This is a genomic window from Bacteroides sp. HF-4919, assembly GCF_018860125.1.
In genome coordinates this window covers 287,366-310,980 of sequence record NZ_JAHKNF010000006.1, presented here as the reverse complement: position 1 = coordinate 310,980, position 23,615 = coordinate 287,366, and the positions used below count along the sequence as shown (strand labels likewise).

16 protein-coding genes are annotated in these 23,615 nt (G+C 48.3%); 11 read left to right on the top strand and 5 right to left on the bottom strand.

Annotation, left to right across the window (positions count from 1 at the left end):
- Nucleotides 1-43: 43 nt before the first annotated feature.
- Both KO473_RS12630 and KO473_RS12625 read left to right on the top strand, forming a co-directional pair.
- A complete protein-coding gene (locus KO473_RS12630) occupies nucleotides 44-1,039 on the top strand; it encodes a MoxR family ATPase (RefSeq protein WP_005818293.1) in 996 nt (331 codons plus the stop codon).
- A 2-nt stretch (nucleotides 1,040-1,041) separates the two neighbouring features.
- Nucleotides 1,042-2,352, top strand: a complete 1,311-nt coding sequence (locus KO473_RS12625; protein WP_005784758.1) for a DUF58 domain-containing protein — start codon at nucleotides 1,042-1,044, stop codon at nucleotides 2,350-2,352.
- Here KO473_RS12625 and KO473_RS12620 read toward each other — a convergent pair.
- Genes KO473_RS12620 through KO473_RS12605 form a run of 4 tightly spaced genes read right to left on the bottom strand, consistent with a single transcriptional unit; the run spans nucleotide 2,344 to nucleotide 4,284 of the window.
- Nucleotides 2,344-2,568 carry an immunity 17 family protein gene (locus tag KO473_RS12620; RefSeq protein ID WP_005796270.1) on the bottom strand — a complete coding sequence of 75 codons (225 nt, stop codon included), beginning with the start codon at nucleotides 2,566-2,568 and terminating at the stop codon, nucleotides 2,344-2,346. The genes KO473_RS12625 and KO473_RS12620 overlap by 9 nt on opposite strands.
- Before the next feature lie 11 nt (nucleotides 2,569-2,579).
- Nucleotides 2,580-2,999: a tRNA (adenosine(37)-N6)-threonylcarbamoyltransferase complex ATPase subunit type 1 TsaE gene (gene tsaE / locus KO473_RS12615; RefSeq protein WP_005784762.1), complete on the bottom strand. Its 420-nt coding sequence runs from the start codon at nucleotides 2,997-2,999 to the stop codon at nucleotides 2,580-2,582.
- Between the two features lie 14 nt (nucleotides 3,000-3,013).
- Complete coding sequence (locus tag KO473_RS12610) at nucleotides 3,014-3,823, bottom strand: metal ABC transporter permease (protein ID WP_005810522.1); 810 nt, start codon at nucleotides 3,821-3,823, stop codon at nucleotides 3,014-3,016.
- 38 nt (nucleotides 3,824-3,861) lie between these two features.
- Entirely contained in the window at nucleotides 3,862-4,284 is a 423-nt protein-coding gene (locus tag KO473_RS12605) for a hypothetical protein (protein WP_005775423.1), read from the bottom strand.
- 102 nt (nucleotides 4,285-4,386) lie between these two features.
- Here KO473_RS12605 and KO473_RS12600 point away from each other — a divergent pair, with 102 nt between their 5' ends.
- The 4 genes from KO473_RS12600 (at nucleotide 4,387) to KO473_RS12585 (ending at nucleotide 11,711) form a co-directional block, all read left to right on the top strand.
- Nucleotides 4,387-5,388 (top strand): M28 family metallopeptidase, encoded by a 1,002-nt coding sequence (locus tag KO473_RS12600; protein ID WP_005818295.1) that lies wholly within the window; start codon nucleotides 4,387-4,389, stop codon nucleotides 5,386-5,388.
- A gap of 7 nt (nucleotides 5,389-5,395) precedes the next feature.
- Nucleotides 5,396-6,568, top strand: coding sequence for a hypothetical protein (locus KO473_RS12595; protein WP_005784772.1), 1,173 nt, complete (start codon nucleotides 5,396-5,398; stop codon nucleotides 6,566-6,568).
- Nucleotides 6,569-6,718: 150 nt separating this feature from the next.
- On the top strand, nucleotides 6,719-9,004 hold the full coding sequence (locus KO473_RS12590) for a GH92 family glycosyl hydrolase (RefSeq protein ID WP_005818297.1): 2,286 nt from the start codon (nucleotides 6,719-6,721) through the stop codon (nucleotides 9,002-9,004).
- A 40-nt stretch (nucleotides 9,005-9,044) separates the two neighbouring features.
- On the top strand, nucleotides 9,045-11,711 hold the full coding sequence (locus KO473_RS12585; RefSeq protein WP_005818298.1) for a kelch repeat-containing protein: 2,667 nt from the start codon (nucleotides 9,045-9,047) through the stop codon (nucleotides 11,709-11,711).
- 131 nt (nucleotides 11,712-11,842) lie between these two features.
- Here the strand turns inward: KO473_RS12585 and KO473_RS12580 are convergent, their stop codons facing one another.
- Nucleotides 11,843-12,025: a hypothetical protein gene (locus tag KO473_RS12580; protein ID WP_147346474.1), complete on the bottom strand. Its 183-nt coding sequence runs from the start codon at nucleotides 12,023-12,025 to the stop codon at nucleotides 11,843-11,845.
- Between the two features lie 466 nt (nucleotides 12,026-12,491).
- Here KO473_RS12580 and KO473_RS12575 point away from each other — a divergent pair, with 466 nt between their 5' ends.
- From KO473_RS12575 to KO473_RS12555, 5 genes are read left to right on the top strand one after another with little or no spacing between them, the layout of a single operon-like run.
- On the top strand, nucleotides 12,492-15,677 hold the full coding sequence (locus KO473_RS12575) for a TonB-dependent receptor (protein ID WP_122130292.1): 3,186 nt from the start codon (nucleotides 12,492-12,494) through the stop codon (nucleotides 15,675-15,677).
- Nucleotides 15,678-15,690: 13 nt separating this feature from the next.
- Complete coding sequence (locus KO473_RS12570) at nucleotides 15,691-17,373, top strand: RagB/SusD family nutrient uptake outer membrane protein (protein ID WP_122130291.1); 1,683 nt, start codon at nucleotides 15,691-15,693, stop codon at nucleotides 17,371-17,373.
- A 21-nt stretch (nucleotides 17,374-17,394) separates the two neighbouring features.
- The gene (locus KO473_RS12565; RefSeq protein WP_181996028.1) at nucleotides 17,395-18,348 is read left to right on the top strand and encodes a discoidin domain-containing protein; all 954 of its coding nucleotides are present in this window, start codon (nucleotides 17,395-17,397) and stop codon (nucleotides 18,346-18,348) included.
- A 28-nt stretch (nucleotides 18,349-18,376) separates the two neighbouring features.
- Nucleotides 18,377-19,828, top strand: coding sequence for an alpha-L-fucosidase (locus KO473_RS12560; RefSeq protein WP_122130289.1), 1,452 nt, complete (start codon nucleotides 18,377-18,379; stop codon nucleotides 19,826-19,828).
- Between the two features lie 18 nt (nucleotides 19,829-19,846).
- On the top strand, nucleotides 19,847-23,500 hold the full coding sequence (locus KO473_RS12555; RefSeq protein ID WP_181996027.1) for a glycoside hydrolase family 2 TIM barrel-domain containing protein: 3,654 nt from the start codon (nucleotides 19,847-19,849) through the stop codon (nucleotides 23,498-23,500).
- The last annotated feature ends 115 nt before the right edge of the window (nucleotides 23,501-23,615 follow it).

The following is a 23,615-nucleotide window of genomic DNA, read 5'->3' as shown; positions in this document are numbered from 1 at the left end:
GCTGTGGGAGGAATGAAATATGAATTTGATAAATAAAAAGAATATGGAAGAAAATATGAATGATATGCATGGAGAAGAAACTCCGCGTACCGATTTGACTCTTTTTTCAGAGAAGATGCAGGAACTGAAAAGCCGGATCGCTTCCGTTATTGTGGGGCAGGAACGTACTGTCGATTTGGTGTTGACAGCTATTTTGGCTAACGGTCACGTCTTGATAGAAGGAGTGCCGGGAGTAGCCAAGACTTTACTTGCCCGCCTGACAGCCCGTTTGATAGATGCCGACTTCAGCCGTGTACAGTTTACACCCGACCTGATGCCGAGTGACGTCCTGGGTACGACTGTTTTCAATATGAAAACCAATGAATTTGATTTCCATCGGGGACCTGTTTTTGCCAATATCATATTGGTAGACGAAATTAACCGTGCACCCGCCAAAACGCAGTCCGCTCTTTTCGAAGTCATGGAAGAACGTCAGGCCAGTATCGACGGAACAACTTACCGGATGGGAGAACTATATACTATTCTGGCAACCCAGAATCCGGTGGAGCAGGAGGGAACTTATAAGTTGCCTGAGGCCCAACTCGACCGTTTCCTGATGAAGATTACCATGGACTATCCGTCACTTGATGAAGAAATCAATATCCTGGAACGCCATCACACTAATGCCGCCTTGGTAAAACTGGAAGAGATACAACCGGTGATTACCCGTGAAGAACTGCTTTCTCTTCGTCGATTGACGGAAAAGGTATTTGTTGACCGTACTCTGCTTCAGTACATTGCCTTGATTGCCCAACAAACCCGTACCAGTAAAGCTGTGTATCTGGGAGCTTCTCCCCGTGCTTCGGTGGCTATGTTGCAGGCATCCAAAGCCTATGCTCTCTTACAGGGACGTGACTTCGTAACGCCGGAGGATATTAAGTTTGTAGCACCTTATGTGTTGCAGCATCGCCTGATTCTGACTGCGGAAGCAGAGATGGAAGGTTATTTGCCTGTCAAGGTGACTCAGCGGTTGATTGATAAAGTGGAAGTACCCAAATAATTATGTTCCTGACCAAACGTTTCTATATACTCGTCCTTGTCGTCATCCTCTTGTTAGGTGGCGGATACCTGTTCGGTTCTCTGTTTATCATCGGACAGTTAGGGCTGCTTGCGCTGCTGCTTGCTCTGGCTTTCGATGGATATCTGTTGTATCGCACCAAGGGTATCCAGGCTTTCCGTCAGTGTGCCGGACGTTTTTCTAACGGTGATGATAACGAAGTCAGCCTGCGTATAGAGAGCCGTTATTCCTATCCCGTCCGTTTGATCGTGATAGATGAAGTGCCGGTCATATTTCAGCAAAGGAATGTACACTTCGAGCTGTCGCTTTTACCTAATGAGGGAAAGACGCTTACCTATCGGTTGAGGCCGACTCGCAGGGGAGAATACGGTTTCGGATTCATCCGCGTTTTTACGACTACCCGAATCGGATTAATATCCCGCAGGGCTACCTGTGGCAGACCTGAAACCGTTAAGGTATATCCTTCTTACCTGATGCTCCATCGATACGAGCTGCTGGCTATGAGCGATAACCTGACTGAACTCGGTATCAAGCGTATTCGTCGGGCTGGGCATCAGACTGAGTTTGAACAAATCAAAGAGTATGTAAAGGGAGACGATTATCGCACCATAAACTGGAAGGCCAGTGCACGCCGTCATCAGTTGATGGTCAATGTCTATCAAGACGAGCGCAGTCAACAGATATACAGCGTGATCGATAAAGGGCGTGTGATGCAGCAGGCTTTCCGTGGCATGACATTGCTGGACTATGCCATCAATGCCTCGTTGGTGCTTTCGTATGTAGCTATGCGGAAGGACGATAAAGCCGGGCTGGTTACGTTTAACGAGTATTTCGATACGTTTGTTCCTGCTTCCAAACAAGTCGGTCAGATGCAGACTTTGCTTGAGAACCTCTATAAACAGGAAACAACATTTGGTGAAACGGACTTTTCTGCCTTATGCGGGCACTTGGGCAAGCATGTGAATAAACGTAGCTTTCTGGTGCTTTATACCAATTTTAGTAATATGACCAGCCTGAACCGGCAATTAGTTTACCTGCAACAATTGGCGCGGCAACACAGAGTATTGGTTGTATTCTTTGAGGATGCCGATCTGAAAGAGTATATAGCGGGCAAGTCGGTGACTACCGAGGACTATTACCGTCACGTCATCGCAGAGAAGTTTGCGTTCGAGAAGAGACTGATTGTGTCAACTTTGAAACAGCATGGCATTTACTCGCTGCTGACAACTCCTGATAAGCTGTCGATTGATGTGATCAATAAATATCTGGAAATGAAATCGCGCCAGTTACTCTGATACGGGTTGCGTATTGAGGAAGAAGAAGACAGCCATACCTATCATAATGACTCCCAGTAGTCCGTAGAACAGCCGGGCACGTCCTCTGCCGACATTCCGTACGATCAGTTGTGCATTTTGAGCGGTGAAGAACCAGTTCCAGTTGAGTATAGATGCCAGCAGGGCTATGAGCCCTGCGGTGGCAAATATTCCCTGTACAAAATATTGAGGGGCCATTCTTCGGATGATTAGTCGTTGATCACTATTTTTCTTGTTCCGTCCTCCAGTTCCTCAATGGTTACTTTCACGGCGTCTCCCGGCAATAATTCTTCTACCAGCTCCGGCCATTCGATGAAACAAAGTGCACCGCTATAGAAGTAGTCTTCGTATCCCATATCGTATACTTCGCTCAGCTTCTTGATCCGGTAGAAGTCAAAATGATAGATCAGTTCTCCGTTCTCGTCCGAACGGTATTCGTTTACAATGGCAAAAGTCGGTGAAGTGATGACATCCGATACTCCGAGCTCCTCGCAAAGTGCCTTGACAAAAGTCGTTTTACCTGCTCCCATCTTTCCGTAGAGTGCAAAGACCGTGTTATCGCCCATGGCTGAGATGAACTCGCGGGCAGCTTCGTGAATTTGTTCCAGTGATTGAATCTTGATTTCCATACTTGTATGTTGGTTTATTGTTTCTTTCTGAAAAGGCTCTTTCCTATCTTACAGGCAATATAGATAAGAATAGAAAAGAAGATGATGGATGCTCCCGAAGGAACATTCAGGCGGTAAGAGATCAGCAGACCTCCCAGGCAACTCAGATAGCCGATGGCAATCGATAACCAGATAATGCGTTTAAACTTGTTCGTAAACAGGTTGGCTGTCATTTGCGGAATGGTCAGTAACGAGATTGCCAGTACAATCCCCACCATGCGCAGACAGGAAACGATGGTCAGGGCAATGAACATCATCAGGATATATTCCAGCACTACGACCGGAATGCCTTGCGAACGGGCAAACTCACGGTCGAAAGCGATGTATATAATCGGGTGGATGAACAAGGTGAAGAACAGGATTAGCAGGATGGCAAGAATACCCAGCATCAGCAAGTCGGTCTGTGTAATGGTGAGGATATTGCCAAACAGGTAGGCCGAAAGATCGGGAGCGAAACCCGGGGACAGAAAACTAAACATGATTCCCAATGCCATACCCAGTGTCCAGAACATGGCAATGGCCGAATCTTCACGCATGTCTTTTCGTTTGCTGAGCCACTCTACTCCGAAAGCCGATAAGACGGAAAAGACGGCTGCCGAAAGAATGGGAGAGAGGCCGGTATACAGTCCCAGTCCAATGCCGCCGAATGAGGCATGGGTGATACCTCCGCTGATAAATACCAGGCGGCGAGTTACGATATACGTACCGATAATGCCACAGGCAATGCTTGCCAGAAGACTTCCCAGGAGAGCGTGTTGAAAAAAGGTATATTGTAGTAAATCCATACGGTTCAGCTGTTAGGAACGTGAGGCAGACGGGCGGGTTAAGGATGTATCCTCCGTTCGCCTACTACCAGAAAGACTTCATCTTTTATTTCATCGGGAAGGCTGATTCCTCTCAGTTGCAGGCTGCGTACCCATCCGGCTACATCGGTGTCTTGCATGGTATAAAAGACATCACGGAATTTATCAGCTTCTTCCGGTGTATATTCTTCGGGGGCCCTGCCGATAAATGTATCCAGTTCTTCGTCGTCGTAATACTCTATTTGCTTACTGACGGCAGCCAGCAAACTGTCCCGTTCACAAACTTCATGCTGTCCGCAACACTCTACGTCGACTTCCTTTACTTCCGGGAAGCTGTCCAGTTCTCCGTTATCTATTTTCTTTTGCAGCCTTTTGTTGCGGATATACCCAGCAATCATTGCCACGATGGCGAGCAACACCAGACCAACTATAAGTATCCACATAATTACGAATCAAATTTTCGCAAAGGTACTTATTAATTTGTATTATTCCGTATATTTGTCCTTGCAATGTGCTAAATGAACTAAAACAGAAACATCCCGATCATGAAAAGAAAACACCTGATTACTGTCTTTATGTGGTGTGTCGCCACTACTTTGTGTGCCCAGACCCCGGTCGAAAAGGGGCTGAAAAGTATTAACCGTCAGGCTGCCGAGGCTTATATCGGCTTTTTGGCCGATGATGAATTACAGGGACGTGAAGCCGGATTCCACGGTTCGCGTGTGGCTGCCCGGTACATCGTTTCCCTACTGAAAGAGATGGGAGTCCGCCCGTTGGGTGAAAGCTACTATCAGCCGTTCGATGCTTATCGCAAGGAACGCCAGCAGAAGGGACGTCTGGAAGTGCATCCGGACTCGATAGCCAAACTGAAACAAGTGGTACATCAGAAACTGTCAATGAATAATGTATTGGGTATGATTCCCGGAAAGAAGACGGATGAGTATGTGATTGTCGGTGCGCATTTTGACCATTTGGGTATTGATCCTGCCCTGGACGGTGACCAGATTTACAATGGTGCCGATGATAACGCTTCCGGAGTATCGGCCGTACTGCAAATAGCCAAGGCTTTTGTGGCAAGTGGCCAGCAGCCGGAACGGAATGTGATCTTTGCCTTTTGGGACGGAGAGGAGAAGGGGCTCCTCGGATCGAAATACTTTGTGCAGGAGTGTCCGTTCATCAAGCAGATAAAAGGATATCTGAATTTTGATATGATTGGTCGTAACAATCAGCCGCAAAATCCCAAGCATGTGGTTTATTTCTATACAGAAGCCAATCCGGCTTTCGGGCGTTGGCTGAAAGAAGACATTAAGAAGTACGGCTTGCAGTTAAAACCCAATTACCGCCCTTGGGACAAGCCGGTGGGCGGAAGTGATAACGGCTCGTTTGCCAAAGCCGGTATTCCCATCATTTGGTATCATACCGACGGTCATCCCGATTACCATCAGCCTTCTGACCATGCAGACCGTCTGAATTGGGATAAAGTGGTTGAAATATCTAAGGCCTCTTTCCTTAACGTCTGGAATCTGGCTAACGAAAAGGATTATTAAGAACGAAATGAAAACTAAACTAACTAATTGTGTAAAAACCGTATTACTTTCTTTTATGCTGGGAGTGCTGTTTGCTTGTTGTCAGGGGGCGGCCTCTTCCGGCAATGCAGGAAAAAATGCTTCCCGGGTGAGGATTGCTTCCAATGACTCTGCGAAGCTGGTTCCTGATAAAGCCCTGAATGATGCGTCTTGCGTACTTGCAGGTTTGCCGGTTGATAAAGCAAGCGGAAAGCTTTACGCACTGACTCGGACCAAGGAATGGAAGAACCATGCCCGTTACATGGATCAGATATGGAATGTTTTCCGGCAGACGGCTCCCCGGCTGGTAGCTTTCTCACAGACGGAACTGGAAGACATCAATACTCGTTGCCATACTCTGTTTTATCCTTTCGGCGGTCCTGACTTTCTGTTTGCCAATGCGTTCTTCCCCGAGATGGACACTTATGTACTGATCGGGTTGGAACCTGCCGGCACTGCTCCGAAAGTGAAGCATCCTTCTGCCGAAACTTACCGGTTGTATCAGAATGCCGTATCGAACGTACTCAATCTGAGTTTCTTTAACGATATGGATAAGGAACTGGCCAATGATACCATCGACGGGGTTGTCCCCATCTATTCGTTATTGATGGCCCGGGGGAACCGTAAGATAGTCAGCATTCAGGAAGTGTGGTTATCGGAAACCGGAGATCTTTTCGAAAGAAAAGAGGGGGATACCATCCGGAACACATGCAGTGCAGGGATGGAAGTCCGGTTTTTCCGTCCGGGCGCTTCCCGATTGCAGACCCTCTATTATTTCTGTACAGATATCAGTAACGAGGGGTTGCAAGCCAACCGACCGTTACAGGCGTTTATGGACCGTTTTGATGCGGAGACCACAGCAACATTTGTCAAGTCGGCTTCCTATCTGATGCACGAACCTGCTTTTTCGCGCATACGCGAGACGATTCTTCAGAAATCGTCTGCTATTGTACAAGATGACTCTTCCATTCCGTTGTCCTGTTTTGATCCGGAGGTGTGGTCGGTTACTTTGTACGGTACCTTCTACAAGCCGATCTCCACTTTCTCTCAGTATCTTCAGCCGGAATTGCGCGATGCCTATCAACTGGGTGATCCGAAACCTCTTAATTTCAGGATTGGCTATGCACGGCAATCCAATTTGCAGGTCGCAAGAAGAAAATAGTCCCGGTTAATGACTTTTCGCAAGAAGGTTAACCGGGAATTAACCCTCCTCCTAACCCTTCCTCATTAGTTTTGTGTCCTAAATAAAATGCAAGGGGGATGTGTTGAAACTCTTTTCACCACAGCCTCTGTTAGAAAATAAAATTAAGCTATGAGGAAGAATTTTTCAACTATCCTAATTGTCGGTGCAGCCCTTTTACTGGCTTCGTGTGTACAACAAAAAGAGTCTTTCAGCCCTGTAGACTATGTGAATCCTCTGATGGGGACGGAGTCTACTTATGCTTTTTCACATGGGAATACTTATCCTGCGGTGGCGGTTCCCTGGGGAATGAATTTCTGGAGTCCGCAGACCGGAGAGAACGGTAGCGGCTGGATGTACACGTATACCGACAGCCTGATACGGGGGTTCCGCCAGACCCATCAGCCCAGTCCGTGGATTAACGATTACGGTACTTTCTCTATTATGCCGCTGTCCGGTGTGCTGAAAATGGATCATAAAGAGCGGGGAGTACCTTTCTCACATACCCAAGAGGAGGCGGCTCCCTACAGTTACAGCGTTACGTTTGCCGACGGACTCCGGACAGAACTTTCCGCTACTTCACGCGGAGCGGTATTCGAAGTCACCTTTCCGCAGGACTCTGCCCAGTATATCGTTGTGGATGCCTACAACGGTGGAAGTGCGTTGACGATTGACCGGGAGAATCGGTGCGTGACCGGTGTGGCGCGTAATCACAATGGCGGGGTACCGGATAACTTTGCCAACTATTTCCGAATAGAGTTCAGCCATCCCATTGCAGAAGAAGGCGTATATGACGGAGATACACTGATGCGCCATCGGCCGACGTTGGAGAGTGATTATACTTGTGCCTACCTCAGGTTTAATGTGTCGGCGGGAGAGAAATTAACCGTCCGTACCGCCTCCTCGTTCATAAGTCCTGCACAGGCGCTTGTCAATTTCAGTCGCGAAGTGGGAGGCAAGAGCCTTGCTCAGGTGAGAGAAGAAGCCCGAAAACAATGGAACAGTTATCTGGGACGAATTGAAGCGGAGGGAGGCAGTGAGGAGCAATTGCGTACCTTTTACTCTTGCCTCTACCGGACCCTGCTCTTCCCCCGAGAATTTTATGAGTTCGACGCTCAGGGGAAACCTGTCTATTACAGTCCTTACAATGGGAAGATACAGGATGGCTATATGTATACCGATAATGGATTCTGGGATACGTTCCGTGCCGTCCATCCCTTGTTTACCTTATTATATCCGGAAGTTTCCGAGCGGGTTACCCAATCCATCCTCAATGCTTACGATGAAAGTGGGTTCATGCCCGAGTGGGCGAGTCCAGGCCACCGGGAATGTATGATTGGTAATAATTCCATCTCCTTGTTGACAGACGCATGGATGAAAGGTATTCGTACTATCTGTCCGGAGAAAGCTCTTGAAGCAATGATTCATCAGACCGAGGCCCGGCATCCCGGAATCAGTTCGGTGGGACGTGACGGATTCGGTTACTATGACCGTTTAGGCTATGTTCCCTATCCCGAAGTGCACGAGGCCACGGCCAAGACCCTTGAATATGCTTACGCCGACTGGTGTGTCGCACGTTTTGCCGACTCCATTGGCCGGAAAGAGATTGCCGATACCTATTACCGGAAAGCCCTCAACTACCGGAACCTTTACTATCCCGACTATGGATTCATGTGGGCAAAAGATGCCAATGGGAAATGGAGAGACGCTTTTGACGCGACGGAATGGGGAGGCCCTTTCACGGAGGGCAGTTCCTGGCACTGGACGTGGAGTGTGCTGCATGATCCCGAAGGCTTGTCTCGATTGATGGGAGGACATACAGCGATGGAAGCCCGTCTCGACTCTATGTTTACAGCTCCCAATACCTATAATTACGGTACTTACGGTTTTGTTATCCACGAGATAGCCGAGATGGTGGCTCTTGACATGGGGCAATATGCACATGGCAACCAACCTGTGCAACATGCCATCTATCTATACGACTATATCGGCCGGCCCTGGAAGGCCCAGAAGCACGTCCGCGAAGTGATGGATAAGCTTTATCACTCCGGCAGCAAAGGCTACTGCGGTGACGAAGATAATGGGCAGACTTCCGCCTGGTATGTCTTTTCCGCCATGGGATTCTATCCGGTTTGTCCCGGTGTTCCGGAGTATGCCATGGGATCTCCGCTCTTCCCGAAACTGACATTACATTTGCCCGACGGAAAGAACTTCACAGTGAAGGCGGAAGGCAATAGCCCGGCGAACCGGTATATCGGGAAAGCCCTGCTCAATGAAAGTGAATTTACCCGTAACTACCTGACGCACCGTGAGCTTACTTCCGGAGGAGAGCTGGTGTTATGGATGGACAGCGTGCCCGATTCCCGGCGCGGTACTCAGAAGAAAGACTTGCCTTACTCTTACTCCAACGAGCACTAATCGGCGCATACGTTTGCCAATTCTATAATTTTTCGTATTTTTGTTGCACTATGAAACGGATGACGCATTTATCGAAGAACAGTATATGAGAAGGTTGGGATGTTTGTTTGCTATCGGAATGATGTGGCTTTGCATAGTCGATTGCTTTTCGCAGGGACTTCTTTTCTATGGGAACGAAAAGCGGATTAGTGAGCGTGCCACCTATTCTGTATTGCGTGAAGGGCACGAGCGCACTTTCACCAACGCTTTCCGTATCTCCTTTGATTATCTGGTCCGGAATGTGGAGAGTCCCGGTTACATCCTTTATCTGGAAGACCGGGATGCCGGGAAAACTTATAGTTTTACGTATCTGCACAAACCCGGCGACCGTTGTTCTTTCTCCTTCAACGAAGACGGCAAACGTATCTTTTGTACTTTCGAACTGGATAAGGAAGACTATGATCACCGCTGGTTGCCTGTTTCCATAGCTTTGGATATACCCGCAGACTGTGCCCGAATTACGATTGGCAAGCGGAGCAAGGAGATCTCCAACCTGGGACTGGAGCCGACAGGATTCTCACCGCATATTTATTTTGGTAAATGCGAATACATCCTGGATGTGGCTTCGTATGCCATCCGTAACTTGTCTCTTACCGACGGTGAAGAGATCATGATATTTCCTTTGAACGAGAGCAGCGGAGAAGATGTGCACGACAGCCGGGGACATGTTGTGGGACAGGTCACCAATCCTGTGTGGCTGATTAATCAGTCCTACTACTGGAAAGAACTCTTTACGGCCTATTCTTCCACGCCTTCCGGTCTTAACTTTGACAAGACACACCAGAATATCCTCTTCTTTAATCAGGATTCTCTGTCCGCGTTCGACCTTTACACGCACGAATTATCGAAGATATCTTATAAGACTCCTCTTCCGGTTCAGCTTCGTCTGGGGATGAACTTTCTGGATGAGGCATCCCGCAAGCTGTATACTTATGAAGTGGCCGATTCGCATGGTGATGCCATGGTGGCGGCGCTGGATCTTACTACCAAAGAGTGGCGTCCGGCCAGTTCCGACTATCTTTGCCAGCAGCTCCATCATCATTGCGGATTCTTTCATCCGGGCGAAAGAAAGTTCTTCCTGTTTGGCGGTTACGGAAGCCGTAGGTACAGCAATACATTTCTGGCATACGATTTGAATACCTGTCGTTGGGATACACTGGTCTTCTCCGGTGACCGGGTGATTCCCCGTTACTTCTCGGGCATGGCTGTGAGCAATGATTACAAGCGGATATACCTCTACGGAGGCATGGGCAACGAGGCAGGTGATCAGAATGTAGGGCGCAATTATCTGTATGATTTATACCGGATAGATATGCAAACCCGTTCGGTACAGAAACTCTGGGAAACGAAAGCGCCGGCGGTCAACCGGGTGGTGTCCCGTAACATGATACTCTCTGCGGATGAAAAATATCTGTTTCTTCTGGGATATCCGGAATATCTGCCCAATTCCACTTTGCAATTATATAGGTTGTCTGTACGTGACGGAGAATGCGAAGCGGTAGGAGACAGCATCCCGATTGTTTCGGAAGAGATTGCTACCAACGCTAATCTTTATTTCAATGAAGAATTAGATGAATTCTATTGCTCTATCCAAGAGTTTGAGAAGCATGGTCAAGTGACTACCCGTTTGTATTCTCTGTCTGCTCCGCCGGTTACATTGGACGATGTGGAATATTACAGCCGGATGAGGAATGCCTTGAATACCAGGTTTCTGGGAGGCGTAATGGGTGGGATATTACTGTTGGCGGCTTGTATATGGGGCATTATGCGCTATAGGCGGAAGCACGATAAGGCATTTGCAGAAACTACATTTGCCGAAGTACTTCCGGAGGGAGAATCTGCTATCCCGGAAGTTCCGGTTATGGAATCGCCTGAAGTGAAAGAAGAAGGAGGTGGAAAAGAAACTTCCGACTGGGAAGAATTGCCGGCCGTATTGCCACCCGACAAGAATGCTGTTTTCCTTTTCGGCATGTTTACTATACTCGATAATGCCGGACGTGATATTACCTATATGCTCAGCCCCAAGCTGCGTACTATCTTTTTGTATATTCTGCTGAACAGTGTAGGTAAGAGGGGAGTTCTTTCGTCTGATATGAATCAGATATTCTGGCCCGATAAATCCGGTAGCAATGTGAAGAACCTCAAAGGAGTTTCCATGAATCATGTGAGGAAGATATTGCAGGATGTAGATGGTATTGAACTCGTATTCCGCAACGGATACTTCTGTATGGTGTTTGGCGAAGAATTTTATTGTGATTACATCCGTCTGATGAATCTTACTTCTCCGGATAAAAAAAAGAAAGAGACTCCCGGTGCCATACGTGCAGAGTGGTTGGAGATACTTTTACGAGGAAAGTTTATACCTACTGCCGAATCCGGATTCTTCGACTATTATAAACAAAAAGTGGAAACGCTGATTTATTCTCTTTTGCCCGAGCAACTGGAACTTGCTTACCGGGATGCCCGGTTCAGTATCGTCATCCGTCTTTGTAATATCCTCTTTATAGCCGATCCTTTGTCGGATATGGCGCTTGCCTATACCATTTGTGCCTTTCGGAAGCAGAACAATCAGGAGGAAGCCATCAGGCGTTATGCTGCGTTTACAAAAGACTACAAGCGGGTGATGAATGAGGAGTATGGCATAGCTCTCGCAGATATCAAAGTTTAATCCGGTCCGGTTGTCAATTTGTCAAAATGCTAACGAAAGCCTCCTGGCTTTCGTTATTTCGACCACTGGATAAAGCAAAGGCGAAAAAACGCCGTCATTTTGTTTATCCGTTTATCTTTCCGACAGTAATTCTACCTGTTTTCAGTCAATGGGGAACCAGATGTGAAGCCATTCCGTGTCGCCTGTCCGCTTAATGGCGGAATACCTGTCCTTTCGATACTTCGGGAAGCCTTCTCCCGGTCATCCAACCAGAAGTAAAATAGCGCCCGCAGGCTCTCTGTTTCCGTAACAATATATGCTATCGGCCAAAACATATAGAGATATTTGAAAAAGAAGTAAGCATTTTCCGGAAATGCTTACTTCTTTTCGATCAAATGCTTACTTCTTTTTCGGAAAAGCCCGGCTCTTTTCACCCCCGACCAAGGCTCTTGAGGAGAAAAAGTCCGGTTTTTCACCTCCATTTGCCCGGTTGGGGGTGCTCGTTTCTTCCGGTTGCTCCTTTTTTGTAAAGGGTGCAGTCAGCGAAAAAGGCTGTTTGCTGTCTTTCTGATAGCTTAGTATTTCTTTATACTATCTTTGTGCATATTTTAACTTACAGAATTCTGTGTTCGGTGGACTGTAGTGCCGGGTTAACAAGAAATATGGGAGGTTAATTACTCCGTTAACCCTTATTTAATCCCTCTCTTAAGACCATGAAGATACCTTTGCTTTCGTCTTTAGTTAAAAAGAGTCAGCAACGCCTTGCTTGATTCCTAATGTTAATTTTAATTCATTATTATTATGAGAGAACGAAAATTAGTAGAAAGAGCCGTAAGGATTTCAGGGATGTTTGTCCTTCTTTCGGGTATGGGACTTCAACCTTGCCTTGCTTCTCACGACTACAATGCAGCATCTGCCGGAGTGGTGCAGGTAGAACAGCAGAAACAGAAAATAACCGGTTGTGTTCTTGACGTCACGGGTTCTCCGCTTCCCGGGGCTTCTGTATTGGTAAAGGGTGCTCCCGGACGTGGAGCAATCACCGATATGGATGGTAACTTCTCGGTTGAAGCGGAACAGGGAGAGCAACTTGAAATCTCTTTTATTGGAATGGAAACACAAGTCGTGACCGTTTCCGCAAAGACCCGTCTGCAAATCACCTTGAAAGAAGACAATAAAACTTTGGACGAAGTCGTGGTGGTGGGTTATGGTACACAAAAGAAAGCCAACCTCACCGGAGCTGTAGCCAGTGTTTCGGCAGAGGCATTGGAGAGTCGCCCTATCACCAATCTTAGCCAGGGACTGCAGGGTATGATCGGTAACCTGAACATTTCCGCTGACAACGGTGCGCCGGGCAAAGGATACGGGTTCAACGTCCGTGGTACTACATCTATAAACTCTTCCGGACCCTTGGTACTGGTCGATGGCGTGCAGATGGATCCCAACATGATTAATCCGGCCGATGTGGAAAGCGTATCGGTATTGAAGGATGCGGCTTCGGCTTCTATTTACGGAACACAGGCAGCCTATGGTGTCGTGTTGATTACCACCAAGAAAGGTAAAGACGAAAAAGCCAAGATCTCGTTCTCGTCCAACTGGTCTGTCAATTCGCCTACACGCAAACCGGAGTACATGGATTCGTGGACATTTGCCAATTTCCATAATCTGACCAACCGCAACTCGGGCGGAGGCGATTACTACGATAAGAACTATATGGATCATATTTATGCCTATTATACCGATCCGAAGCACAATCTGCCGGTATTCATCGATCCGTCCAATCCCAATAAGTATCTGTATTGCGGCAACACCGACTGGATAGATGAAACCATCAAAGACAACACCCTGATGCAACAGTACACCCTGTCTCTCAACGGAGGTTCGGGTAAGACGGCCTATTACGGTTCGATAGGTTTCCTCGACCAAGGGGGAACACTGAAGCATTACGACGATAAGTACCGTCGTTTCAATGTCAACCTGAACCTGACTTCGGACGTTACCAGTTGGTTACAGGTTCGGTTAAAAACCGTCTATAACAATACTTTCCGGGATGCTCCCTACGGAAGCAATAACAGTGACGAGACGGCACAGATCAACAGTGCTTTCTACGGTGCCGACCTTCGTCCGATGATGCCGGTTTACCATCCGGACGGAAACTTCTCCGGACAGGGCAGTTGGACCAATATGGTAGCCACTCAGTCCATCTCCGGCGAGCGTAAGAACAAAGAGAATGACCTTTGGCTGACCGGAGGTCTGAAAATCACTCCCCTGAAAGACTGGACCATCAATGTGGATTATACCTATAACATGTATATCCTCTCAAAGAAACAGCATGGCAAGGAGATATTGGAACATACCGCCAATCCGGATATCGTAACCGTATTTCCGCATACCACTCCGAGCCGTGTGAAGTTTACCACCGACGATAACTATTATCAGACGTTTAATGCCTATACCGACTACACCAAGTCCTTGGGCAAACACAACATAAAACTGTTGCTGGGATATAATTATGAAACCAAAAGTTACCGCTGGTTCAATGCCGAGCGTGAAAACCTTATCAGTAATGACCTCCCCGGTCTGGGACAGGCCTACGGAGAGAAGTACAATGGAAGCGGCCAGCACTCCTGGGCTACTATGGGATATTTTGCCCGCATCAACTACAATTATGCCGAACGTTATCTTTTGGAGTTGAACGGACGTTATGACGGTTCCTCCAAATTCCCTAAAGACAAGCGGTTCGTATTCTTCCCGTCCGTTTCGGCAGCCTGGAGAATCTCGAACGAAGCTTTCTTCGAACCGGCCAAGAAGATTGTGGACGAACTCAAGCTCAGAGCTTCTTATGGTTCGTTGGGTAATCAGTCGGTTGGCGGCGACTATCCTTATATAGCCACAATGGGTACCAATGGCGAGATGGGATATCTGGTAGACGGAAAGAAAATAGCCAGTGTGAGTCCCGGCGGCATCGTCAGTCCGTACCTGACATGGGAAACCGTGCGCCAGATAGACTTAGGTGTGGACTGGGCATTGCTGAACAACCGTCTTTACGGAACCTTCGACTGGTACATGCGTAAGACACTCGATATGGTGACTAACGGTACACCCCTTCCCGCAGTGCTGGGTACAGGCGCGCCGCAAGCCAATACGGCCGATCTGAGAACAACCGGATGGGAACTTTCAATGGGATGGAGAGACCGCGTAAACAAGGATTTCTCTTATGATGTAAGCTTCGTACTGTCCGATTATCAGGCAGAGATCACGAAGTTCAACAATCCGCAGAATCTGCTTTCAACCCACTATGTTGGCAAGAAGTGGGGCGAAATCTGGGGGCTGGTTACCGAAGGTATTTTCCAGTCACAAGAAGAAGTAAATGCCCATGCCGACCAGTCGGAAATCTACGGCGGTGGTTGGTATCCGGGCGATGTGAAGTACAAAGACCTGAACGGTGACGGCAAGATAAATAAAGGAAAGAATACGCTTGATGATCCGGGTGACCAAAGGATAATCGGTAACAGTGAACCGCGTTACAGCTATGGTATTAAGGGTGGATTGCAATGGCGTGATTTTGACTTTGATGTATTCTTCCAGGGTATCGGTAAAAAGGATGTAGTGTTGGGAGGTAACCAGTTCTGGGGCTTCGGCAACGAGTGGCACGTACCTTTCAAGCATGCACTCGATTCATGGACGGAAGATAACCGCAATGCTTACTTCCCCCGCTCTACTTATGACAACGTGACCGGTAACCGCGAAACGCAGACCCGCTACCTTCAGAATGCCGCTTATCTGCGCCTGAAGTCCATTACATTGGGATATTCGCTGCCGAAAGCACTGCTGGGCAAGTGGAAGATAGACCATGTACGTTTCTACGTAAGCGGACAAAACCTGCTGACGTTCGATCACTTGTTTGACATATACGACCCCGAAACAGTGAGCCTCAGCACCTATCCGCTGACCAAGTCTGTTTCATTCGGATTAAACATTACCCTCTAATACGATAACAATTATGAAAAAGAATAAGATATTACTGATGGCGTCAGTGGCATGTACTTTTATGTTCACCTCTTGCTCTGACCTGCTGGACCTGTATCCTGAGGATTCTCTCTCCGACCCTAAATTCTGGACAAGTGTGCAGGACCTCGAACTTTATGCCAATGGCTTTTACGGAATCCTGCCGGGAGCACAAGGCCCCGGTGCCGATGACGAATCGGACTGTTACGTGAACGAGAAACCGAAGACCTGGATTTTCAACCTTGAAACGATTCCTACTTCCGGTGGCGGATGGGGAAGCGGAGACTGGGGAAATATCCGTTCCTGCAACTATTTTATGGACCGCTACAAACGCGTGCAAGGTGACGAGGAACAGATAAACCGTTCGGTGGCTGTGGTTCGTTTCTTCCGTGCCTGGGAGTATGTATACAAAGTGAAGCGTTTCGGCGATGTACCTTGGTATGAAACAGAATTGCAGATGGACTCCGAGCAACTGTATAAGGGGCGCGATTCGCGGAAAGTCGTGTTTACACACATCCTGGAAGATCTCGATTTTGCCATCGAACACCTTCCCAAACCCAATGAAACGAAGATCGGTAACATGCACAAGTATGCCGCGCTGGCTTTCAAATCGAGAGCTTGTCTGTACGAGGCGTCTTTCCGCAAATATCATGGGCTGGGCGATTATGAAGAGTTATACCGTGAAGCTGCCGAGGCTGCGGAACAAGTGATTGAAGAAGGCGGCTACGCGATTTATAAGACCGACAACCCCACTCTGGACTATTATAACCTGTTTGTACAGGAAGATTTATCTTCCAATAGTGAGTGCATCATGCCGAGGGTTTATATTACCAAGCTGTTGATGCACAACAATACCCGCCAGATGGAAGAGTCGTATACAGGTTTGAGCCGTGCCATGTTTGAGCAATACCTGTGTGCCGACGGTCTGCCCACTGCTGTCAGTCCGGAATACGAAGAGGCAGATATGCCGATGGACGAACTGATGCAGCGCGATCCGCGTTTGCGCCAGACTATTGATAATCCGGAGCTTCCTTTCAAGGTGCTGAGTGACGGCACCCGCCAGTTTAATGCTCTTCCGGTCATAGATACCAAATATTGTACCACCGGATATTATGTAATGAAGTATCACTCGACGGATCCGGAACAGTGGAACATCGGACAGTCTACACTGGATGTGTTTATTTTCCGTTATGCCGAAGTGTTGCTGAACTATGCCGAAGCAAAGGCCGAACTGGGCGAATGTACTCAAGATGTATTGGACCTGACCATCAACGAACTCAGAGATCGTGTAGAGATGCCGCACCTGAAAGTGAATGTCGGCTTTACCGACCCGAACTGGCCGGATTATGGCTATGAACTTTCTCCATTGCTTTACGAGATCCGCCGCGAACGTGCGGTCGAGCTGATCGGCGAGGATTTCCGTTGGGATGATATTGTACGTTGGAAAGCGGGTAAGTTGCTGGAAGCACCCAAGAGTATGCTCGGAATGAAAGTATCGGACAAGCTGAAAGAGCAGTACGATTCTTTTTCCCGGGAACTGACCGAGGACAACCTGCTGATTGTTTATCCGGACAGATCGACCCGTAAATGGGACGATAAGCTCTATCTTCATCCGTTGCCTATCGACGAGACAACGATGAATCCGAATTTGTTACCCAATAATCCCGGATGGGAATAAACATTTAAAATGAGAAGAATCATGAAACAGAACATACTGAAGGCAGCCATTCTGGCTGCCGGATTCTGCTGCACAGTGGGATGCAGTGACAATGACAGCGACCTGACCATCTACATACCCGATGCGGGAACTGCCGTGAAAGCCAATTTCTACATTGAAGACGAGCCGTATGTGCAGACCTTTAATGTGGCTGTTACTCCCGAAACCTATCCGCAACTGACCGAATACGGGCTGCCTAATGATGCTGTGGTACATCTGCAAGCCGATCCGGGTAAGGTAGACGAGTATAACGCGAAGAACGGAACCGAATATGAACTGCTGCCGGAAGCCGCTTACGACCTGACTGAAGAAGTATTGGTAAAAGCCGGGACACCGAAGTCTGAGGACGCCGCAATCACGGTTCATGCAAAAGGTAACATCGAGGCGTTCAAGGAGTATCTGTTGCCCATAAGCATTACTTCGGTGGAGGGAGCGGCAGCCGATCATTGTTGCCAGACCATCTACTTCATTTTCAGAGGATCGATGGATGCCAGCAATATGGAGTTGCTCGACCGCACCGGATGGGAAGCATTGAGTGCTTCGTCCGAAGAACCGAAAGAGGGCGATTGGGGACACAGCGGACTGAAAGAAGCTTGTCTGGATGGCGATCTGAATACTTTCTGGGGTACCGACTGGAGCACTCAGCATCCGCAACCACCTCACTGGATTGTTATTGACCTGAAGAAAACAACCCATATCCAGGGATTTGCTTGCCAGGCACGTGAAGAGGGATATGACGGGCCGAAAGAGGTGACTGTGGAAGTGAGCGATGATAATGCCACCTGGACGGTAACCGCTAAGTTTAAAGATATTCCGGCACAAGGTGAGTTCCGATCCTTCCTGCCCGCTGCTGTAGATGGACGCTACCTGAAAGTAACCATCACGGCCGTGAACGGCGGACCGCATGTGACGGTCAGCGAACTTAATTTATTCTGATATACAAAACTGTAAAATAGACGAACACATGAATCTAAGAAATTTCTTTTTAGCGGCGGGAATCGCTGCTGTAGCGGGACCTGTATGGGGGCAAAAAGCTCCCGAACCCTACGGACTGACTCCCAGTGCGCGACAGGTAGAGTGGTATAACCGTGAGATGATCGCTTTCTTTCACTTCGGGATCAATACCTTTGAGGAGTATGTAAACGAGGGGGACGGACGTGCTCCGGCAGCTATATTCAATCCTACGGCCCTCGATTGCGGGCAGTGGATGCGTACCCTTCAGTCGGCCGGTATCCCCAGTGCCATCATTACAGCCAAACATGCCGATGGGTTTTGCCTCTGGCCCAGTAAATATACGGATTATGGGGTGAAGAACTCTGCCTGGAAGAATGGAAAGGGAGACGTTGTGCGCGAGTTTGTGGATGCTTGCGAGGAGTATGGCATCAAAGCGGGCATCTATCTGGGTCCGCACGACCGGCACGAACATCTTTCTCCTCTTTATACTACGGAGAAGTACAAGCAGTATTATGGTCACCAGTTGGAAGAGCTGATGGGTGACTATGGAAAAGTCTGGGAAACTTGGTGGGACGGTGCCGGAGCAGACGAACTGACTACTCCCGTCTATACTCATTGGTATAAGATTGTGCGAGAGAAGCAACCGGACTGTGTCATTTTCGGGACCAAGAACTCGTATCCTTTTGCAGATGTGCGCTGGATGGGGAACGAATCGGGCAAAGCCGGTGATCCTTGCTGGTCGACTACCGACTCTGTCTGCATCAAAGATGAGTGGAAAAATTACGAAGGACTGAACGAGGGAGTAAAAGGCGGCGACGCTTATATCCCGGCCGAGACCGATGTATCCATTCGTCCCAGTTGGTTTTATCATGCCGAAGAAGACAGCCGTGTGAAGAGTGTCAAAGAGCTTTGGGACATTTATTGTACTTCTGTCGGTCACAACAGCGTGTTGCTGCTTAACTTCCCACCTGATCGTCGCGGATTGATTCATCCTACCGATTCACTTCATGCTGCCTTGCTGAAGCAGGGATTGGACGAAACCTTCGGGAACAATCTGCTGGCTAAGGCCAAGGTGAAAGCAACGAACGGACGCGGAGGTAAATTCCGTCCGGAATTCCTGACGGACAACAATAAGGAAACTTATTTTGCCGGCCGGGACGGAGCCAAGACCTCGGACATCGTTTTCACCCTTCCCCGGCAGACAGAGTTTGACTGCCTGATGATTCAGGAAGTGATCGAATTGGGACACCGCACGACGAAGTGGAGTGTGGAGTACTCTAATGATGGCCGTAACTGGACCCCGATACCGGAAGCAACCGATAAGCAGACGGTGGGGTATAAATGGATCGTGCGTTTCGAACCGGTAAAAGCCAAACAGGTACGTCTTCGTATCCTCGACGGATTTGCCTGTCCTGCTATCCATACATTCGGAGTGTACAAACAATCGGCTTTATTTCAGTAAAAACAATAGGTAGTTGGGTTGAATATAGGTTTGGGCTGTATCACACAGGCAGACATACGTTTTGTTGGCGGATACAGCCCTTGGTTTTCTTCCCTGCCTTTTCTTAATATCAATAGTATGCTAAATTTTAAACATCTGTTTCTGGTAAGCGTTGCTCTGTGGTCGACAGTAGGAATGGTTCGTGCCCAGGAGTTCGATCCGAAGCAAAGCTACGAGATCCATACCCAGAACGGGCTTGTCCTGGACAATCAGGAGAGTCTGGATTTAGGTGGTAAGATATTTATTTCTAAAAAGGAACCCCATAAAGAGTCGCAGGTCTGGAATCTGATTCCTTGCGGTAACGGCTGCTATTCCATTGTCAGTCCGCTCACTGAACTGGGAATCGACAATAGCGGCAATGGGAGCAAGGAGTGTCCGGTCATCCAATGGGACCCAAATAAAGAAAATCCCAATCAGCAATGGCGTATCACGGCTTTACCCAATGGGAATTATTTGTTCACCAGTGTAGCGAGTGGTTATAATCTGGGCTTCCCGGATGCCGGCCTTGTGGCCGAGCCGGTTTACCAGCTCAAACCGGATGCGCAGAAAATAAGCCAGCAATGGAAAATCGTGAAATCGAATCTGAAAGTGGTGGCTGAGGCTTTTAAAACCCGGAGTGATAATGACTGGGAGAATGAACGGATATTTGCCGTTAACAAAGAAGAAGGGCGTTCCACGTTTGTCCCCTTCGCCGATATGGAAGAGATGAAGGGCGATCCTTCGTACACCCGTCCTTGGATACGCAATCACTCTTCCCGTTATCTGTTGCTCAATGGTGACTGGAAGTTTCATTGGGTAAAGCAACCTTCTGAACGTCCGGTGGATTTCTATAAACCGGGCTATGACGTGTCTGCCTGGAAAGAGATTCCGGTTCCTTCCAATTGGGAGATGCTGGGATACGGCACCCCCATCTATACCAATATCACCTATCCGATACGCAACAATCCACCCTTTATACAGGGACAGAGAGGATATACGGTAGAGAAAGAGCCTAATGCGGTAGGTTCCTATCGGAGGGAATTCTCTCTGCCGGCCGACTGGAAGAATAAAGAAGTGTTTATCCACTTCGATGGAGTGTACAGTGCTATGTATCTGTGGATCAATGGTAAGAAAGTCGGGTATAGCCAGGGTGCCAACAATGATGCCGAGTTCAACATCACACAGTATGTGAAGCCGGGTAAAAACATATTGGCGGTCGAAGTGTATCGCTGGAGTGACGGCAGCTATCTGGAAGACCAGGATATGTTCCGCCTGAGCGGTATCCACCGGGATGTCTATCTGGTGGCGACTCCGAAACTTCGCCTGCGCGACGTGCATCTTACTTCTGTCATCAGTGACCGTTTCGACAAGGCCGACTTATGTGTCAAAGCAGACGTGAAGAACTATGGCAAGTCTGCTGTGAATACCTGCGTACGCATAGGGCTGCTGGATGCCGATGGCAAAACTTTGCGTACGTTTACAACTGCGGTCGGTAACCTGGCTGCCGGAAAAGAGATCTGTCTGCCTGCAAAAGCAAGTATTCGTGATCCCCAACTCTGGAGCGCCGAAACACCTTATCTGTATACTGTGAATCTGGAATTGCTGGATGCTTCCGGCAAGGTGCTCGAGGCAACTACCCAACAATATGGTTTCCGCAAAATTGAAATACGTGACAATAAAGTGTATATCAATGATGCATTGGTGTTGTTCAAGGGTGCCAATCGTCACGACATTCATCCCCGTTTCGGTAAAGCGGTGCCTGTAGAAAGCATGATAGAGGATATTCTTCTCTTTAAGCGTTTCAACCTGAACACCATTCGTACCAGTCATTATCCGAATGATCCGAAGATGTATGCTCTGTTTGACTACTATGGACTTTACGTGATGGACGAAGCCGATCTGGAATGTCATGGCAACATGATGCTGACCAAGCGGGAAAGTTGGAAAGAAGCCTTTGTCGACCGGGTGGTACGTATGGTGGAACGGGATAAGAATCATCCTTCCGTTATCTTCTGGTCGATGGGGAATGAATCGGGCGGAGGACCCAATTTCGAGGCTGCTTATCAGGCTGCCAAAGAGATTGACGCACGGTTCATCCATTATGAAGGAATGAATGACGTTGCCGATATGGACTCACGGATGTATCCATCCATCGAAAGTATGATAGCTCAGGACAACGAGCCGCGCAATAAACCTTTCTTTCTATGTGAGTATGCACATGCCATGGGAAATGCCGTCGGTAACCTGGAAGAATATTGGGACTACATTGCCAATCAGTCTAAACGCATGATCGGAGGTTGCATCTGGGACTGGGTGGACCAGGGCATCAACAAACCCGGAGAAGCGCCGGACCGTTATTATTTCGGGGGCAGCTTCGGTGATCGTCCCAACGACAATGACTTTTGTTGTAACGGACTGGTGACACCCGACCGTAGGGTTACTCCTAAGTTATGGGAAGTGAAAAAGGTATACCAATATATGACTTTTGAAGAAGTGGGAGAGAACAATGTGGGGTTGCGCAATCATTATTCATTCCTGAATATGCGTCATTTCAACCTGCGTTATGTCATCCTCAAAGACGGGGTGCCTGTTGCGGAAGAAGAGTTTGGGTTGCCTGACGGCAAGCCGGGCGAGCACCGCACGATTCATATTCCTTTCCTCCGCCACTTGACAGAAGATGCCGATTATCACATTAACCTGGAAGTGAAACTGAAAAGTGACTGCGTATGGGCTAAAGCCGGACATGTAGTGGCAACGGAACAGTTCTTGCTGAAGGAGAAGAAACGCAAATCCGAAATGCCGGAACCTTCAGAGCCTTTGCAAGTCATAGAAGAGCGGCAGTATATCCGTTTCCGTGCTCCGGGAACCGAAGTGTCGTTTGATTCGAAGACCGGCATGATGATTGCTCTCCGATATGACGGGCGGAACCTGATACATCGGCAGCAAGGACCGTCACTGAACTGGTATCGTTCTATTAACAATGATCCTCGTGAATGGATTCAGCCGGTGATCGCGCTGCGTGGTTTTGACTGGAAGATGGCAGAGGACGGAAAGTCGGCATCCATCCTTTCGGAAATAGAAGTGAAAGTAGGGAAAGTAACCGTTCCTTATACCATCAGATATCAGGTTTACAGTAATGGTGTGGTCGATGTGGCAGCCGACTTTACAACAGGTAGTAACTTTGACCTTCCCCGTCTGGCTTTGCAGATGTTCCTCAATCCCTCGTTAGAACAAGTCGAGTGGTACGGTCGTGGGCCGATGGAGAATTACCGTGACCGGAAGAATGCCGCCTATATCGGGCGTTACCAAACGACTGTTACAGATATGGCGGAACATTATGCACGTGCGCAAACAATGGGTGGACGTACGGATACTCGTTGGTTGTCACTGACCGACGACCGGGGGAAAGGGCTTAGGATCACCGCAACGGATGCGGTTGACTTCAGTGCTCAGCACTATACGGACAAAGATCTGTGGCAAGTGAAGTATGGGCACGATTTGCCCGACATTCGCCGTGCGGAGGTTGTTCTCAATCTGGACTGCATTCAGAGGGGATTGGGCAACGCCAGTTGCGGACCCGGACCCCGTCCCCATTATGAGATACGGAAAGATACGGTTTACAGCTATTCCTTCCGGATGGAGCCGTTGAGATAATGAACATTGGTCCGGCTGCAAAAGAAACCGCTCTGCAGCTCCTGATGTTGATTATTCTTGAAGTTATTGCACCCTGCCTCCCGAAGTCGGAACTTTGTGGAGGCAGGGTTTACTT